The sequence below is a fragment of the Roseovarius sp. W115 genome, assembly GCF_032842945.2.
GTDB classification, from domain to species: Bacteria; Pseudomonadota; Alphaproteobacteria; order Rhodobacterales; family Rhodobacteraceae; genus Roseovarius; species Roseovarius rhodophyticola.
Genome location: NZ_CP146606.1, coordinates 74,434 through 90,771, shown reverse-complemented (window position 1 = coordinate 90,771; position 16,338 = coordinate 74,434). Strand labels below are relative to the sequence as shown.

Here is a 16,338-nt window from a genome sequence, read left to right as displayed (position 1 = left end):
CCAAAACAGGGGATAACATGAAACTGTCTTTGAACGAGATCGAAACCACGTCCAAGTCCGCGCTCTTGCGCCACGGAGCGGTAGACTGGGTTGCCACGGAAGTCGCTGCGGCCATTCGCGAAGCCGAAGGTTTGGGCAACAAGATCTGCGGGCTCTACTACCTCGAAAGCTATTGCCAGCAGTTGAAAACCGGTCGCGTTAAAGGTGATGCCGACCCAGAAGTCACACGCCCCAGGGCTGGTACGGTTCTTGTGGACGCCAAGTATGGCTTTGCGCAAGCCGCCTTTGCCCGGGCCTTGCCTGAGGCTTTAAAGGCCGTTGAAGAGGCTGGTGTGGCCTCTCTGGCGGTCTGCCACGCCCATACCTGCACCTCACTGGGTTATTTCACCGCCCAGATTGCTCGGGCCGGCTACATCGCTTTGGGCATGACCAATGCAACACCTGTGGTGGCCCCGCCCGGAGGAAAGCACCGTGTGATTGGCACAAACCCGATTTCCTTTGCTGTGCCAGACGGCAAGGGCGGTGTTGCGATGCTGTTTGATCAATCCACCACAACCGTGGCCCTGGGCAAGATCACGATGGCCAAGGCCGCAGGGCAGTCCATTCCCGAAGGCTGGGCCGTGGACGCCGAGGGCCAGCCCACCACGGATCCTGAAGCGGCGCTCAAAGGATCCCTGGTCAGCATGGGTGGCTATAAAGGCTGGGGCTTTGGCCTGATGGCTGAATTTCTGGCCTCCGGTATGACCGGAAGCCTCGCAGGCGTCGACATTGGCCCGCTCAAAGCTCCCGAAGGCGAACCCCATGATATTGGCGACTACTACCTGATTATGGATCCCGCCACGTCGGGCGCTTTCTTTGATCGTCTGGCCCAAGTGGAAACGGCTGTTGCGCGGGACGCAGAGGCGCGGATTCCAGGGCAGGGGCGTCAGGTGGCCGATCCTGTGGACATTGAAGATTCCGTTTTGCAATCAGTGCGGGCGCTTGCCGGGCAGTAAGCCGCGCGTCAGCCGCAGCTTGTTAATGCCTGACGGCGCGCCACTTCGGGATCTTTGCTTGAACTGCGAATGATTGCCCGGCTCTCAGAGACCGAGCAGCCGTCGATCGTGATAGAACGCCCACGACGCACGGCGATCAACACATCATAAATCTCTGTGTCCGAGAGTTGCGTAAACCTTGCAACGCTGAAGCGGCGTGGAACAAGATCTGACGGGTTCAGTTCCTCATTTGCGTGGGATACCGATGCAGGGGCCGTAAGACCGGTTGCCAAAAGACCTGTCGCCAAAAGCGAGGCGATCAAACCTTTGTTGATTAGTCTGTAAAAACGATTCATGTGCTCTACCAAAATTTTTTAGTTATATATTGGCCTCATCTGATCACTTACAATCCACGATTGCGAGAGCAGGCTCTTCACGCTTGCTGTGTCACGAAAACCCCAGCCGCCATAAAGCCGATACCTGCGGCACGCGTCATCGACAAGGGAGACACCGGGTTGCCGAACAGCCCAAACTGATCAATCAGCGCCGCTGAGATAAGCTGTCCCAGCAAAACGAAGAAGACCGCATTTCCGACACCAAAGCGCGGTGCGATGAAGGTGATAGACAAAACGTAGAAGGCAATCAGCACACCCCCCAGAAGAAGATGCTTTGGCACTTTTGTGACCCCCAGCACGGCGCTTGGCCCGTTTATCACCAAGACCAGCAAGGAGGCCATGAATGCCACTGAAAACAGGATCGCGGCGGCCGCCACAGGTGATCCCAACCTGACACCCAGGGCTGCATTAAGTGCAGCCAGAAGTGGCACAGCAACGCCTGCAAGTAGCATGACAAAAGCATAAAGCGTAGTTGGCATGACGTCTCTCCTTTGAATTTGGATGAACTCTCTCATGTCTGCGAAATCTGATCCAGATCAAAGCGAAACTGTGCCATTGAGATATACACCTTCCCAACAGTTCCCGTGGTGCGGGACGCAGGCCCAGGCTGACGGATTGCGGGATCCAGAACCTGGGCCCTCGTCCGTTTTGGGCGCAGTTAATTTCAAACAAAATTTGATCACGTGGGTCGATGCGCTAGTTTTGCCGTAAGGAGATGCAGAATGCCCCGTAGGATCATTGCCCCGCTGTTGAGCCTGTTGCTTGCCCTGATGGTTGGTTTGGGTGCTTCCAAATCCGCCCATGCAGACGACGCCGCCCGAAAAGTGATTTCGGATCAGCTTTCGGCGTTTCAAGACGATGATTTTGCCACCGCGTTCATGTTCGCAAGCCCGATGATCAAGGGTATGTTCGGCACATCCGAACGGTTTGGTGAGATGGTGCGCAACGGATATCCGATGGTCTGGCGGCCGTCTGAAGTGGAATTTCTGGACACCCGCGATGTTGGCGGAGCGCTGGTGCAGGATGTGCTCATCCGGGATGCCGACGGGGTCTACTATGAGCTTGAGTATGAAATGATTGCGGGAGAGGACGGCTGGAAGATCAACGGGGTGCGCGTGCGCAGGGCCGGAGAGGGAACCGCCTGACCTGTTGATCTTCGGAACCGCCTGACCTGTTGATCTTCGGAACCGTCGGTCCTGGGCATTGGGAATTGCCCTGATCGTGGAAGTTGGTAGTCTTTGAGCATCAGGAAGGAGACCGCTGATGCTTTCGATTGATCCATCTGCTGATATTCAAACCGTCATCACCACATTTGAGACCTCCCCCGGCGCGTGTCAGGATCTTCTGGATGAGCTGCGCGAGGCGTATCAGGCGTTTATCTCCAAACAGCCCGGCTTTGTGGTGGCGGGACTGCATGTGAACGACGCCCAGACGCGGATTGCCAATTATTCGCAATGGCAAAAGCGCGATGATTTTCTCGCCATGCTGCGCAGCGAAGAAATGCGCCGCCGGAACCGCAAGATCAACGAGCTGTGCAAAAGCTTTGAGCCGGTGATGTATGACGTGGCGGAGAGTTTTGGGTGAGCGAAGAGCCAGACATGACGCAGGAAATGCGAGCACTGCGCGAGGAGGTTGCGCGGCTCAATCAGCTGTCCTTCGTGCGCATCCACAACTCAATCCCGAAACTGCTCAGCTACAGCTTTGCCCGCGGCCTGGCCTTTGGTCTTGGCACTGTGCTGGGGGCGTCCGTGCTCTTGTCTCTGGTCGCCTGGTCCGTGAGTCAGGTGGAATTTCTGCCGGTAATTGGCGAATGGGCCGCAGAGATTGCCAATCAGATGGAAGCGGCGCGGGAGTAGGGGCGGGTGCGCAGTTCTTAAAAAATGCCATCGTTTTATGCATAATTTTTAGGAATGGCTGCTTTGCGGGACTTTGCTGCCGTTGAGCACTCTCGCGCGGAACCAAGGCGCGTAGCGCCGCCGCGCGATCGCCACCCCGCCCCATCGGGCTGGCGATTGGTCGATGTACGCGCATCCTTCCACGGCTTTGCAGGTTTGGCCGACATAAAGTGATTTGAACCAACGACAGATCGCCATCCCGCGGTCTGGCCATCGCGCGGCTCTTGGACCCCTTCTGCTTCCCTCTCAAACTCCACCTCCCCCCAATCCAGCAAGTTTCGGGTCGTCTTTTGCCCTTGCACATGCCACTCCCCCTGAATGACTGAACAGACGTCCTCCCGTATCACACCATCCGCTGCGCTTATGCTCTTGGCGTTGGCCGCTGTGTGGGGCGGGTCTTTCTTTTTCGCCGAGATTGCCTTGCGTGAAGTACCGCCTTTGACGATCACGCTGCATCGGGTGTTTTGGGCGGTGCCGATCCTCTTTGTCGTCGTCCGGCTCATGGGGCTATACTTGCCACGTGCGCCAAAGATCTGGGGGGCCTATCTGGTGATGGGGGCGCTCAACAATGCCATTCCCTTTTCATTGATCTTCTGGGGACAGGTACAGATCGAAAGCGGGCTGGCGTCGATCCTCAACGGGACCACGGCGGTGTTCGGCGCCGTTGTGGCAGGGGTGTTGCTCAAGGATGAGCCTTTGACCTGGCCCAAGATCGTCGGAGCGCTTTTTGGCGTGGCCGGTGTGGCGGCAATCATGGGTGTGGACTTGCTCTCGGGAATCGACCTGCGCAACCTCGCGCAACTGGCGGTGCTGGCGGCGGCGCTCAGCTATGCGTTTGCCTCTGTCTGGGGCAAAGTGGCGCTGGCCGGGCAGCCGCCGCAGATGAACGCGCTGGGCATGCTCATCGGGTCGACGATCCTGATGATCCCGGTGGCCTTGTGGGTCGATGGTATGCCACGTTTTGATCTTTCTGCGCCCGTCTGGGCCGCGCTTCTGGCGGTGGCGGCTTTGTCCACGGCGCTCGCCTATCTGCTCTATTTCGCCATCCTCAAACGTGCGGGTGCGGCCAACCTGATGCTGGTCACCCTGATGATCCCGCCCTTTGCCGTCGGTCTGGGTGCGGCGTTTCTGGGGGAGACGCTTGGATCTGAGGCGCTCATTGGATTTGCCCTTATTGCTGTGGGACTTGCCATAACTGACGGGCGCCTTTTTCGGCGTCGGACGTGACCCAGATCAAGGCGTGATCTCTGCAGATGTGGCAGGATTCCTCCTGAAACATTTACAGGAGGTCCAAATGTACAATCATGTTGTTGTTCCGGTGTCTTTCGACGAAGACCGCGATGCCGCCGGAGCGATGGAAATAGCCGGTGCCGTCATGGCCGAAGGGGGCCGCATTTCACTGTTGCACGTGATCGAACAGATCCCGGCCTACGCAACCTCGTATCTGCCCGCGCACTATCTTGATGACCGGCATGAGGCCATTCAGGCAGAGCTTGACAAACTGGCCAAGGACCTGCCCAACGCCGCCGGTGTGGTGGTAGATGGCCACTCGGGGCGAACCATTATGGATTGGGCGAATGACAACGATGCCGACTGCATCGTCATTGCCAGCCACCGGCCTGGAATGCAGGATTTGTTGCTTGGCTCGACGGCCCATTACGTGGTGCGCCATGCCAATTGCGCGGTGCATGTGGTGCGCTGACGCAGGTGGCTTGAGTTGGGCGTGTCTCGCGCCCACATCCCTCTATAGAACAGGCAGTTTTATGGAGGATAAGAATGAAATGTCCGGTGGACGGAGAAACCCTTGTGATATCGGATCGCTCGGGCGTTGAGATCGACTATTGCCCACAATGCCGCGGCGTGTGGCTGGATCGCGGAGAGCTGGACAAAATCATTGAACGCTCTGGCCCCGAACCGTCGCGCGCGCCCCGGCGCGAGGCACGAGACTGGGAGGGGGACGACCGCCCACGGCGCAAGAAAAGCCGAGGCGGGTTCCTGGAAGATCTGTTCGATTTCTGAGTATTTTTAGAACAGTGAAAGCCTGTAGCACAGATTTTCACTGTTCAATCAAATACTCAAATTCCGGCAATTGCCCCATGCCGCGCCGCGCGTTAACCTGAGCGCGGGAGGGGACATGCATCAAATCATTGCACTCTGGGCGCATCCGCGCTCGATGTCGACGGCGACAGAACGGATCATGCGCGAACGCGGCGATCTGACCTGCCTGCATGAGCCGTTCATGCATGACTATTACGTGGGGCAGGGGCGCGATTTTCCCGGGTTTGAACCGATTGACGGTCATCCCACTGACTATGATGGCATTCTGGCGATGATGGAGGCTGAGGCCGCCAGCCAGCCGGTGTTCTTCAAGGACATGGCCTATTACGTGGTGCCGCGCATGTTGGAGGATGCTCAGGCTCTGGGCCGGATCACACATAGCTTTCTCATCCGCTCCCCGCTGGCCTCGATCCTGAGTTATTACAAGCTGGATCAAGGCTTTACGCTTGAACATGTGGGGCTGGAGGCGCAATGGCGGCTTTATGAGGCGGTGCGCGCCGCCGGGCATGAGGCCGTGGTGCTGGATGCCGAGACCGTACGCGCCGACCCCAAAGGCATCATGCGTGCCTATTGGGCGAAAGTGGGATTGGACTATCGCGAGGCCGCGTTCGACTGGCAGGCCCCGCCGCGGGAGTGGGAGCATGTGAGCGCCTGGCACGAAGAGGCGATGACGTCCTCGGGGATCCGAACAGCCGATGCCGAGGAAATGCTGCGCAAGGAGATGGAGTTTGAGGCTCTGGCCGAAGAGGTGCCGCATCTGCGGGAGTACCTGGATCACCATGCGCCGTTTTACCAGAAGCTGAGTGATGCGGCGCTGAAAGTGTGACGCCAGGCTAGGACACAGGCGCTGACGGGTCGCAGGCGCGAAAGGCGGCCAGAGGCTCGGCAATGCCCGCCAGAGGGAAGGGAACACGGGTCTCTCCCGCAATTGCCGTTGTTGTGACGTTGAATTGCAGCCCATCAAGCACATTGCCAAAGCCTGTGTCGGCGACCGTCAAAGACTGCAGATCCTCGCTCAGTTGATGGCGGTCCGTGCCGATGCGGCGGGCTTGTGGGCCGGTGAACTGCATCTGGAAATTTTCGGTTTGCGGCCAAGGGGCCGTGCGCGTGATCGTGACCGTATAGAGCGGCCGTGTCGGGTCGTAGGTCAGCTCTATGGCCGCATCGGGTGTTTCGTGGCTCAGGCGGCAGGGCAGGCCGGGGGTGAATTCCCAGGCATGGAGCGAGGTGGGCAAGAGGCAGAGGAGGGCGATGTGGCGCATGTTGGGGGAGGTAGGGCGGTTTGGGTTGAGGGCGAGGGCGGTGAAGGTTGCTGAATTTGATTTATTGATTTTGCTAAAGCGCTCTGAACTGAGATTTGTTTTCTGGCAACTGAAAGAGACCATTTCTCATCAACGAACGTTGCGCGAGCATTTTGTCCCAATGCCATAAAATGGCTGCTGCTTGCTGTCCGATTTTCTTCTTTTGCAATGCGGGTGAAAGATAAAATGCAATGACTTGGTTGTTTAGAATCGCGGCTCTTTCAGCCTTCTTTCTTGAGTTCTTCAAATCTTTTGAGATCACGATCCAATCACGGCCCAACTTGTCGAAGTACTCGATGTCCGAAATGTTTGTAGGGAACAAATCACGCAAAGCAAACGCAGAATGGCCGTCAATATTTATCAGCTCGTTCAAAGCTTTGGCGATGCAGGGAGGCATGTTGTGGTCAAAAAGAACCTTAACCATTTGCCTCTTCTAAATCTTCTTCAAAAGCAATTCCCAATGAGATTGTTTGTTTTGGAATCTCATAGATTTTTGCTAAGTAGTTCAAATCCCTAAACTCTAAGAACTCTTGGTATAGTACGCTAGTGGATATTCCAAACTCGTCCAGAATGGGGTCTCCGAAGTGGCGAGCGGGGTCAATAATCACGCTGGAGAATTTGTTTGGTCGCCAGCGTGAGGCAAGATCATTGTCGTACTCAAGGTCGTTTAGAGACTGTTCTATGATCTTACGGAAAACTTTTTGACCCGGGCTTTTCTTGGACAGACTGACGAACTGGCCGTCCATTTCGACTGCTTCCATCAAAATTTCGCTGCCATCTGTCCTGAAAGACTGTGAAGCCAGTGGGCGCTCAATGCCAAATTTGTCTTTTGCGAATGCCATTGCAAAACGAATAGATTGTAGAGAAATGGATGCTTTTCTCAGTGCCGTTACAACGCGTACTTCGACCAAATCTAAAAAGCTAATCTCTGTAACGTCATCGTCCAAAAACTGGTAGTGAGCGTTCCAAAGCGGTTGGTTTGGACCACTTCCTCTTGTCCAACGAAGCACGTGTTGTGGAGTGGTTCGCGTAAGACGAGCTGCTTCTCTTGGTGTGTAAACCCCTTTACCGAGAATCGCGTCGTCCAGTGGCATCCATTTCCTCCTGTTGTTTGTCTAACGCGGCTCAATCGCAAAGTGAACGATTTTAATCACCTCTTCCGCCTCTTCACATTCCCACCCCTTTGCCCAGGCCTCCCAGCCGTTGACCTTCCCTTGGCCCCATCGCTCGCTGCTTCAACCGCAGACTGACGCGCCAAAGGATCATCCGCCACGGCCAGATCCACCGCCTCCAGCCGTTTGACCTCATCGCGCAGCCGCGCGGCTTCCTCAAACTCCAGGTTCTCCGCCGCCTTGCGCATCTCGGCGCGCAGACCGTCGAGATGGGCGGCTAGGTTGGCGCCGACCATGGGTTTGTCAACCTTGGCGGTGACGCGGTTCATGTCCACGTCGCCTTTGTAGAGACCGGCGAGAATGTCCTCGACGTTTTTCTTCACCGTCTCGGGCGTGATGCCGTGCTCTTTGTTATAGGCGATCTGCTTGTCGCGGCGGCGGTTGGTTTCGCCCAGGGCGCGCTCCATCGAGCCGGTGATGCGGTCGGCATACATGATCACGCGGCCATCGGCATTGCGCGCAGCCCGACCGATGGTCTGAATGAGCGAGGTCTCAGAGCGCAGGAAGCCTTCCTTGTCGGCGTCAAGGATCGCCACCAGCCCGCATTCAGGGATATCAAGCCCCTCTCGGAGCAGGTTAATCCCCACCAGAACGTCAAATGCGCCCAGGCGCAGATCACGGAGAATCTCAATTCTTTCAATGGTATCAATGTCGGAATGCATGTAGCGCACGCGAATGCCTTGCTCGTGCAGATACTCAGTCAGGTCCTCGGCCATGCGCTTGGTCAGGGTGGTGACAAGCGTGCGATACCCGGCCTCAGAGACGCGGCGCACTTCGTCCAAGAGATCATCGACCTGCATCTCGACGGGGCGGATTTCCACCTCAGGGTCCAAAAGGCCGGTGGGGCGGATCACCTGTTCGGTGAAGACACCGCCGGTTTGCTCAATCTCCCATTTGGCGGGCGTTGCGGACACGAAGACCGATTGCGGGCGCATGGCATCCCATTCCTCAAATTTGAGCGGGCGGTTGTCCATGCATGACGGCAGGCGGAAGCCATGTTCCGCGAGCGTAAATTTGCGGCGATAGTCGCCCTTGTACATGCCGCCGATTTGGGGGACGGAGACGTGGGATTCGTCTGCAAAAACAATGGCATGGTCGGGGATGAACTCAAAAAGCGTGGGGGGTGGTTCGCCCGGTGCACGGCCTGTGAGGTAGCGCGAATAGTTCTCGATCCCGTTGCAAACGCCCGTGGCCTCCAGCATTTCCAGATCGAAATTCGTGCGCTGTTCCAGGCGCTGCGCTTCGAGCAGCCGGCCATCATCCACCAGTTGATCGAGCCGCATGCGGAGTTCTTTTTGATGCCGATCATGGCCTGTTGCATCGTCGGTTTCGGGGTCACGTAATGCGAATTGGCGTAGACGCGGATGTGCTCGAAGCTGTCGGTTTTTTCACCTGTCAAGGGATCGAATTCGGTAATGGATTCAAGCTCCTCCCCGAAAAAGCTCAACTTCCAGGCACGGTCTTCAAGGTGGGCCGGAAAGATCTCGAGGCTGTCGCCACGCACCCGGAATGATCCACGCTGAAACGCTTGATCGTTGCGGCGATAGTGCTGCGCCACAAGGTCGGCCATCACCGCACGCTGATCATAGTCCGAGCCCACCTTGAGGTCCTGCGTCATGGCGCCGTAGGTCTCGACCGAGCCGATGCCGTAGATGCAACTGACTGAGGCCACGATGATCACGTCGTCACGCTCCAAAAGTGCCCGTGTCGCCGAGTGGCGCATGCGGTCGATCTGTTCGTTGATCTGGGATTCTTTCTCGATATAAGTGTCCGAGCGCGGCACGTAGGCTTCGGGCTGATAATAATCGTAGTAGCTGACGAAATATTCTACCGCATTATTGGGAAAGAACCCCTTGAATTCGCCGTATAATTGCGCCGCGAGCGTTTTGTTGGGGGCCAGGATGATCGCCGGGCGCTGGGTCTCTTCGATCACCTTGGCCATGGTGTAGGTCTTGCCCGTGCCAGTGGCACCCAAGAGCACCTGATCGCGTTCTCCCTCGTTGACACCTTGACTGAGCTCGGCAATCGCCGTGGGCTGGTCGCCGGCCGGGGCAAACTCGGTCACCATCTCAAACCGCTTGCCGCCCTCCAGCTTGAGCCGCTCGCGCACGTCAGGCGCGGGCGCATGCATCAGGGCGTCGGTTTTGTCGGAATGGGCATAGGGCATGGGGCGATTCCTTTGGCTCTCATCAGAGTTGATGCCTGGGCCACAGAGTTCAAGGTACGCCGTCGCGCGCGACGATATTGCTGACATAAAATGTCAGGGTCAGGGCAGGGGTATTTGTGACAAGAAAGAAGCCGGCTTGATGTGTATTGCGCGTATTTGCACTCTTGTGAGGGTGGGGGCAGTTGCGGTACATCCATTGCGCGGGAAATGGAGTTTTGACATGCCAGCACGGATTTACAAGCCAGCGCGCAACGCCATGCAGTCGGGCAGTGCCAAGACCAAGCACTGGGTTTTGGAATTCGTTAACGAGTCGGGCCGTGAGGTTGATCCGCTTATGGGATGGACCAGCTCGGCAGACACGCAGACACAGGTGCGTCTTCGCTTTGAGACCAAGGAAGCGGCATTGGAATATGCGCAGGACCATGGCATTGAGGCTGTGGTGAGTGAGCCCAAGCAGCGCAAGGCCAATATCCGCAAGGGCGGGTATGGTGAGAATTTCGCCACCAATCGCCGGGGTGCGTGGACGCATTAACGCACCCAAAACTCTTTCATTTTTGATACGGATCAAGGTTGCTTTTGTGGATCAAAGGTAGACTTGGACATGTCAAATTGAACGGGAGAGTGTGATGGCAAATGGAGCTGCAAAAGCGCAAAACGTGAAGCCTGTGGCGAAAGCTGTGCCTGTGGCGGCCAAGGATGCGCCCGGTACGGATGCCGAAAACGAGACCTATCCTTACTCTGACAAACTGAGCCGAAGGGACTATGAAACCCAAAAAGCGCAGCTTCAGGCGGAGCTTTTGAAGGCGCAGCTTTGGGCGCAGGAGAGTGGCGAGAAGTTTGTACTCATCTTTGAAGGTCGTGATGCGGCGGGCAAGGGTGGCACGATCAAGCGTTTTACCGAGCATCTCAACCCCCGGCAGGCGCGGGTTGTGGCGCTGAATAAGCCCACTGACGAGGAAAAAGGTCAGTGGTTTTTCCAGCGTTACATCGACCATCTGCCGACGTCGGGTGAAATGGTGTTCTATGACCGCTCCTGGTACAACCGGGCCGGTGTTGAGCGGGTCATGGGGTTTTGCGAACCTGCCGAATACCTGGAATTCATGCGCCAGACGCCCGAGCTTGAGCGTATGCTGGTGCGCTCGGGGATCAAGCTTTACAAATACTGGTTTTCGGTCGGGCAGGGCGAACAGAAGCGCCGCTTTGACAGTCGCGCCAATGATCCACTCAAGCAGTGGAAGCTTAGCCCGATTGACAAGCAAAGCCTTGGCAAGTGGGACGATTATACCGAGGCCAAGGAGGCGATGTTTTTCTACACCGACACGGCCGATGCGCCCTGGACGGTGATTAAGTCCAACGACAAGAAACGCGCGCGGCTGGCCTGTATGCAGCATTTCCTGAACTCGGTTGACTATCCGGGCAAGGACCACAAGATCGTCACGGGGCCGGATCCTTTGATCGTATCTTCGGCCAGACATGTGCTGCACAAGGCCGATCATATCTTGGGCAAATCTTTGCATCCCGAAACACGTCGCAAACAATAGCGTGATTGCGCCTATCGGGCTTGCTCGGGGGTTGCACCCGGCTTAAGTCTGGGATCATGTTTCGCGCTTTTGCTTTGATGCTGTTGATGTGGGTTGCGCCAATGGCGCAGGCCCATCCGCATGTCTTTGTGGATGTCGGTCTGACGTTTGAGACAGATACAGACGGCAACATCACCGCAGTTGAGGTGCGCTGGACATATGATGGGCTTTTCACACTCTTGGTGCTGGCGGATGGGGGCTATGACGCGGACGCGGACCTCAAGCTGACCGAAGACGAAAAAGCGGCCCTTCTGGGGTTCGAGTTGACGGACTGGCCAGAGGGGTTCGAGGGCGCCTTGTTCCTGCATTCGGGGCAGAAGAAGATAGTTTTGGGCACACCGGAAGCCATTTCGGTTGAATTGGTCGATGGGCAGCTTGAGACGGTGCATCGGCGCAGTTTGGAGCCGACAGAGGCCCATGATCTGGTCGTAGAGCCGTTCGATCCGTATTACTATGCAGCCTTGACGCTGCGATCCGTTGACGGGTTGCCCGAGACGTGCAAGACCGCAATCACGAGACCCAATCTGGATGAGGTTACTGAGTGGGTGGCCGGTTTGGGCGATCAGTCGGGTGAGTCCTTCTTTGAAGAGTTCCGTGTTGGCAAATACTACACCGACCGCCTGGAGGTGACATGCGCCACGTCGTGACGGGGGGCGCAATTCTGGTGGTTGGTCTTGCGGTCTGGCTCTGGGGCATGGGCGGATCGGACCACATCCTGAGCTGGGCAACCGCTGGGCAGGAACGGGTGCAGAACGCCATGGCGGGCTATCTGCAAGAGCTGCGCGCGGGCAACAGCGCCGCGCTCGCCGGGCTTTGGGGCTTGTGTTTCGCCTATGGGTTTTTTCACGCGGCGGGGCCGGGGCATGGCAAGCTGTTGATCGGCGGGTACGGCCTGGGCGCGCAGGTGCCTTTGACCCGTTTGAGCCTGATCGCCGTGATCTCCAGCCTCGCGCAAGCCGCCGTTGCTGTGGCGCTGGTCTATGCCGGGGTGTTCATCCTGGGGCTGTCGCGCACCGCGATGACGGATGTCTCAGACAGATGGCTGGCACCTGCCAGTTATGCCGCGATTGCAGCCGTGGGCATGTGGCTTTTGTTGCGCGGGTTGCGTCACTGGCGGCAAGCGCGCAAGCCGCATCACCATGATCACCATGATCACCATGACGATCACGTCTGTCACACTTGCGGGCACAGCCATGCACCGGATGCAGAACATGTTGCTCAGGCGCGCACGCTGCGCGATATGCTCGTGTTGATTGGGGCCATCGCCATCCGTCCCTGCACCGGGGCGCTGTTCCTGCTTATCCTGACGGTTCAGCTTGGTATCGGCATGGCAGGTGTCGTCGGCGCGTTCATCATGGGCTTGGGCACGGCCAGCGTCACCTTGGCCGTCGCCATCGCGTCAGTCACCTTGCGCGATGGTCTGCTGGCAAGATTGGCCACATCCGGGCGCATTCCGCGCGCTCTGCCGCTGGTAGAGATGGCTGCAGGCGCGCTGGTGGCCATCGTCTCTTTGCAACTGATGATGCGCACGCTTTAGTCCGCACAGTAATCTTCTTGCGCCGATGACAGCGCGGCTCTAGGGCTGATCTATGCAAGCTCGCCTCACATATAGCCAACATGCGCGCGCAACGCTCAAGCTGGGCCTGCCCTTGGTGGGCAGCCATGTGGCGCAGATGGCCATCACGCTCACCGATGCGGTGATGCTGGGCTGGTACTCGGTCGAGGCGCTGGCCGCCGAAGTGCTGGGCGGGACGCTGTTTTATACGCTCTTTCTGGTTGGATCCGGTTTTGCCTGGGCGGTGATGCCGATGGTAGCCGCCGCCGCGGCGTCGGGGGATGAAACCCAAATCCGCCGCGTGGCGCGCATGGGCGGCTGGGCCTCGATGATGTTTGCAGCACTGGTGATGCCGATCATGCTGTTTGCCGAACCCATCTTCGTGTCCATGGGGCAGGATACGGGCGTGTCCGCCTTGGCGGGGGACTATGCCGAACTGGTTGGCCTTGCGCTGATCCCGTCGCTTCTGGTGATGGTGCTGAAATCCTATCTCGCCGCGCTGGAGCGCACGCAGATCGTGCTGTGGGTGACGGTCGGCGCTGTGGGGCTGAACGTGTTGGTCAACTACGCCTTCATCTTTGGCAACTGGGGCGCGCCGGAATTGGGTGTACGCGGGGCCGCACTGGCCTCATTGATCACCACCACAGTCTCTTTCATTGTTCTGGCCATCTATGCCACGCGCGTGGAGCCGGAACATGCGCTTTTCACCCGCATCTGGCGCCCGGACTGGGAGGCACTGGGACAGGTCTTTCGCCTCGGCTGGCCGATTGGGATGACAAGCCTGGCCGAGACTGGTCTCTTCGCGGCCTCAACACTCATGATGGGCTGGTTGGGGACCATCCCACTGGCCGCGCACGGCATTGCGATGCAAGTCGCCTCGGTCACGTTCATGGTGCATCTGGGTCTCTCCAACGCGGCCACGGTGCGCACTGGCCAAGCCTTTGGGCGTGGGGACGGACCGGGACTGCGTGATGGGGCCAAGGTGGTTCTGGGCCTGTCGATGGCTTTTGCACTGATCACCGTGGTGATCCTTCTGGTGATGCCAGAACCGCTCATCTCGCTTTTCCTAGATCCCGATGAGCCAGACCGCGCCGCGGTGATTGGCGTGGGGGTAGGCCTTCTGGCGGCGGCGGCGCTCTTTCAGCTGATGGACGGAGGGCAGGTCATGGCACTGGGCCTGTTGCGCGGGGTGCAGGACACGCGCGCACCGATGATCATCGCCACGATCAGCTACTGGATTGTGGGCGTGCCCGTCTCTTATCTCTTTGGCTTCACATGGGGATGGGGCGGCGTTGGCATCTGGCTGGGTCTGGCTGTTGGGTTGGCCTTGGCGGCGGTGCTGCTCCTGGTGCGGTTCTGGGGCTGGTCGGGGCGCAATGTGGGCGCGCGGGTCTTGCAAGAGGACCCAGAGACCGCTACATAGCCGCCCTGCGGTCGCAGCCTACCCGCATTAAAAAACAAGGACCAAATCAATGGATACGATTGTGATCTGCTCTGGCGGGCTTGATTCCGTGTCGCTGGTCCACAAGGTGGCGGCGGAGCAGAATTTGCGCGGGCTTCTCTCGTTCGACTATGGCCAGCGGCATGTGAAGGAAGTCGCGTATGCCGCGGCTTGTGCTGAGCGCCTTGGCGTGCCGCATAAGGTGGTGGATATTGCGAATGTGGGTGCAGCCCTGAGCGGCTCTGCTTTGACCGACGATGTCGATGTGCCCGATGGCCATTACGCCGAAGACACGATGAAGCTCACCATCGTGCCCAACCGCAACGCAATCATGCTGACCATCGCCTTTGGCATGGCCGCCGCAGAAAAGGCAGACGCTGTTGCGGCAGCGGTGCATGGCGGGGATCATTTCATCTATCCCGACTGCCGACCCGATTTCATAAACGCGTTTCAGGCCATGCAGGATCATGCGCTGGAAGGTGTGGCCGAGATCAAGCTCTACACGCCTTTTGTTGAGATCAGCAAAGCCGACATCGTCACCGAAGGCGCGCGGCACGGCACGCCCTTTGCCGAGACCTGGTCCTGTTATAAGGGCGGTGAAGTGCATTGTGGACGCTGTGGCACCTGTGTGGAGCGGCGCGAGGCGTTTCACCTGGCCGGGGTCGCAGATCCAACCGAATACGCCGACACCGAGTTCTGGAAATCTGCCGTGGGGGTTGCGTGATGTACCGGATCACCAAGGAATTCCACTTCTCGGCCAGTCATCAACTGCATGGCCTGCCAGAAGATCACCAATGCGCGCGGCTGCATGGACATAACTACATCGTTGAGATTGAGATGAGGGCTGAGGATTTGAACGCCCATGGCTTTGTGCGCGATTATCTCGATCTGGCCGAGCTGAAGCGCTACATCGACGATACGCTCGATCACCGGCATCTCAATGACATTCTGGGCGATGACGGGGTGACGGCGGAACGCATGGCCAAGCATTTCTATGATTGGTGCAAAGCCCGCTGGCCTGAGGTGAGCGCGGCTCGGGTTAGCGAGACGCCCAAGACCTGGGCTGAGTACAAACCGTGAGCGACACCCGCATCCGCGTCTCCGAGATTTTCGGACCGACGATCCAGGGCGAGGGCGCCTTGATCGGGCAACCGACTGTGTTCGTCCGTACGGGCGGCTGCGATTTTCGCTGCAGCTGGTGTGACAGCATGCATGCGGTGGACAATGACTATCGCGACACATGGGCTCCCATGACGGCGCAGGCGGTGATGGAAGACGTGGCACAGCTTTCGGGTGGCAAGCCCATTCTTGTGACGCTTTCTGGCGGCAATCCGGCGATCCAACCCTTGGCTGAGTTGATCCGTCTGGGGCAGAGGCAGGGGTACTACTTTGCCATGGAAACCCAAGGCAGCGTGGTCAAGGACTGGTTTGAGGCGCTGGATATGCTGGTGCTATCGCCCAAACCGCCGTCGTCGGGGATGGAGACGAACTGGGGTCTGGTGGCCGAATGTGTAGAGGCCGGGCAGGGCACGCAGACGGTGCTCAAGATCGTGGTCTTCAACGAAGCCGATTTTGCCTATGCCCGGGACGCGGCGGCACGGTTTCCGCAGCTGCCGGTCTATCTGCAACCGGGTAATCACACGCCGCCCCCCGCAGATGACAGCGCGGTCGTAGATCAGGCCGGGCTTGATGCGCGGATGCGGTGGCTGGTGGATCGTGTCACGGAAGAAAAATGGTATGACGCCCGTGTTCTGCCGCAGCTGCATGTCAGCCTTTGGGGCAATAAGCGCGGGGTTTGAG

21 protein-coding genes and 1 pseudogene are annotated in these 16,338 nt (G+C 58.2%); 16 read left to right on the top strand and 6 right to left on the bottom strand.

Annotated elements, in window-relative coordinates; genetic code table 11:
• The first annotated feature begins 17 nt into the window (after positions 1–17).
• Positions 18–995 (top strand): Ldh family oxidoreductase, encoded by a 978-nt coding sequence (locus RZS32_RS00505; RefSeq protein ID WP_317055087.1) that lies wholly within the window; start codon positions 18–20, stop codon positions 993–995.
• Between the two features lie 8 nt (positions 996–1,003).
• Here the strand turns inward: RZS32_RS00505 and RZS32_RS00500 are convergent, their stop codons facing one another.
• Together RZS32_RS00500 and RZS32_RS00495 are read right to left on the bottom strand one after the other, a co-directional pair.
• Positions 1,004–1,330, bottom strand: coding sequence for a hypothetical protein (locus RZS32_RS00500; RefSeq protein ID WP_317055086.1), 327 nt, complete (start codon positions 1,328–1,330; stop codon positions 1,004–1,006).
• 77 nt (positions 1,331–1,407) lie between these two features.
• A complete protein-coding gene (locus RZS32_RS00495) occupies positions 1,408–1,848 on the bottom strand; it encodes a DMT family transporter (protein WP_317055085.1) in 441 nt (146 codons plus the stop codon).
• Between the two features lie 243 nt (positions 1,849–2,091).
• Between RZS32_RS00495 and RZS32_RS00490 the strand changes: the two genes are divergently transcribed.
• From RZS32_RS00490 to RZS32_RS00460, 7 genes are all read left to right on the top strand, one after another.
• On the top strand, positions 2,092–2,514 hold the full coding sequence (locus RZS32_RS00490) for a DUF4864 domain-containing protein (protein WP_317055084.1): 423 nt from the start codon (positions 2,092–2,094) through the stop codon (positions 2,512–2,514).
• A 118-nt stretch (positions 2,515–2,632) separates the two neighbouring features.
• Positions 2,633–2,953, top strand: coding sequence for an antibiotic biosynthesis monooxygenase family protein (locus RZS32_RS00485; protein ID WP_317055083.1), 321 nt, complete (start codon positions 2,633–2,635; stop codon positions 2,951–2,953).
• Positions 2,950–3,225: a DUF5665 domain-containing protein gene (locus RZS32_RS00480; RefSeq protein ID WP_317055082.1), complete on the top strand. Its 276-nt coding sequence runs from the start codon at positions 2,950–2,952 to the stop codon at positions 3,223–3,225. The genes RZS32_RS00485 and RZS32_RS00480 overlap by 4 nt, the downstream gene beginning before the upstream one ends.
• A 357-nt stretch (positions 3,226–3,582) precedes the next feature.
• Entirely contained in the window at positions 3,583–4,491 is a 909-nt protein-coding gene (locus tag RZS32_RS00475) for a DMT family transporter (protein WP_317055081.1), read from the top strand.
• A gap of 67 nt (positions 4,492–4,558) precedes the next feature.
• Positions 4,559–4,966, top strand: coding sequence for a universal stress protein (locus RZS32_RS00470; protein ID WP_317055080.1), 408 nt, complete (start codon positions 4,559–4,561; stop codon positions 4,964–4,966).
• Positions 4,967–5,040: 74 nt separating this feature from the next.
• Positions 5,041–5,283, top strand: coding sequence for a zf-TFIIB domain-containing protein (locus tag RZS32_RS00465; protein ID WP_317055079.1), 243 nt, complete (start codon positions 5,041–5,043; stop codon positions 5,281–5,283).
• A gap of 115 nt (positions 5,284–5,398) precedes the next feature.
• On the top strand, positions 5,399–6,148 hold the full coding sequence (locus RZS32_RS00460; RefSeq protein WP_317055078.1) for a hypothetical protein: 750 nt from the start codon (positions 5,399–5,401) through the stop codon (positions 6,146–6,148).
• 7 nt (positions 6,149–6,155) lie between these two features.
• Here the strand turns inward: RZS32_RS00460 and RZS32_RS00455 are convergent, their stop codons facing one another.
• The 4 genes and pseudogenes from RZS32_RS00455 to uvrB all read right to left on the bottom strand — a co-directional run bounded on the left by RZS32_RS00455 (position 6,156) and on the right by uvrB (position 9,962).
• Positions 6,156–6,584 (bottom strand): hypothetical protein, encoded by a 429-nt coding sequence (locus RZS32_RS00455; protein WP_317055077.1) that lies wholly within the window; start codon positions 6,582–6,584, stop codon positions 6,156–6,158.
• Between the two features lie 73 nt (positions 6,585–6,657).
• The gene (locus RZS32_RS00450; RefSeq protein WP_317055076.1) at positions 6,658–7,047 is read right to left on the bottom strand and encodes a hypothetical protein; all 390 of its coding nucleotides are present in this window, start codon (positions 7,045–7,047) and stop codon (positions 6,658–6,660) included.
• Complete coding sequence (locus RZS32_RS00445; protein WP_317055075.1) at positions 7,040–7,717, bottom strand: hypothetical protein; 678 nt, start codon at positions 7,715–7,717, stop codon at positions 7,040–7,042. Before RZS32_RS00445 ends, RZS32_RS00450 begins: the two co-directional genes overlap by 8 nt.
• Positions 7,718–7,773: 56 nt before the next feature.
• Positions 7,774–9,962 (bottom strand): annotated as a pseudogene (gene uvrB, locus RZS32_RS00440) (excinuclease ABC subunit UvrB).
• A gap of 220 nt (positions 9,963–10,182) precedes the next feature.
• Here uvrB and RZS32_RS00435 point away from each other — a divergent pair.
• From RZS32_RS00435 to queE, 8 genes are all read left to right on the top strand, one after another.
• Positions 10,183–10,494, top strand: a complete 312-nt coding sequence (locus tag RZS32_RS00435; RefSeq protein ID WP_317055073.1) for an ETC complex I subunit — start codon at positions 10,183–10,185, stop codon at positions 10,492–10,494.
• Positions 10,495–10,588: 94 nt separating this feature from the next.
• Positions 10,589–11,503: a polyphosphate kinase 2 gene (gene ppk2 / locus RZS32_RS00430; RefSeq protein WP_317055072.1), complete on the top strand. Its 915-nt coding sequence runs from the start codon at positions 10,589–10,591 to the stop codon at positions 11,501–11,503.
• 56 nt (positions 11,504–11,559) lie between these two features.
• Complete coding sequence (locus tag RZS32_RS00425) at positions 11,560–12,189, top strand: DUF1007 family protein (protein WP_317055071.1); 630 nt, start codon at positions 11,560–11,562, stop codon at positions 12,187–12,189.
• Positions 12,174–13,079: a nickel/cobalt transporter gene (locus RZS32_RS00420; RefSeq protein WP_317055070.1), complete on the top strand. Its 906-nt coding sequence runs from the start codon at positions 12,174–12,176 to the stop codon at positions 13,077–13,079. The genes RZS32_RS00425 and RZS32_RS00420 overlap by 16 nt, the downstream gene beginning before the upstream one ends.
• 52 nt (positions 13,080–13,131) lie before the next feature.
• Positions 13,132–14,520, top strand: coding sequence for an MATE family efflux transporter (locus RZS32_RS00415; protein WP_317055069.1), 1,389 nt, complete (start codon positions 13,132–13,134; stop codon positions 14,518–14,520).
• A 49-nt stretch (positions 14,521–14,569) separates the two neighbouring features.
• On the top strand, positions 14,570–15,262 hold the full coding sequence (gene queC, locus RZS32_RS00410; protein WP_317055068.1) for a 7-cyano-7-deazaguanine synthase QueC: 693 nt from the start codon (positions 14,570–14,572) through the stop codon (positions 15,260–15,262).
• On the top strand, positions 15,262–15,618 hold the full coding sequence (gene queD, locus RZS32_RS00405; protein ID WP_317055067.1) for a 6-carboxytetrahydropterin synthase QueD: 357 nt from the start codon (positions 15,262–15,264) through the stop codon (positions 15,616–15,618). The genes queC and queD overlap by 1 nt, the downstream gene beginning before the upstream one ends.
• Positions 15,615–16,337, top strand: coding sequence for a 7-carboxy-7-deazaguanine synthase QueE (queE, locus tag RZS32_RS00400; RefSeq protein ID WP_317055066.1), 723 nt, complete (start codon positions 15,615–15,617; stop codon positions 16,335–16,337). The genes queD and queE overlap by 4 nt, the downstream gene beginning before the upstream one ends.
• Position 16,338 lies beyond the last annotated feature (1 nt).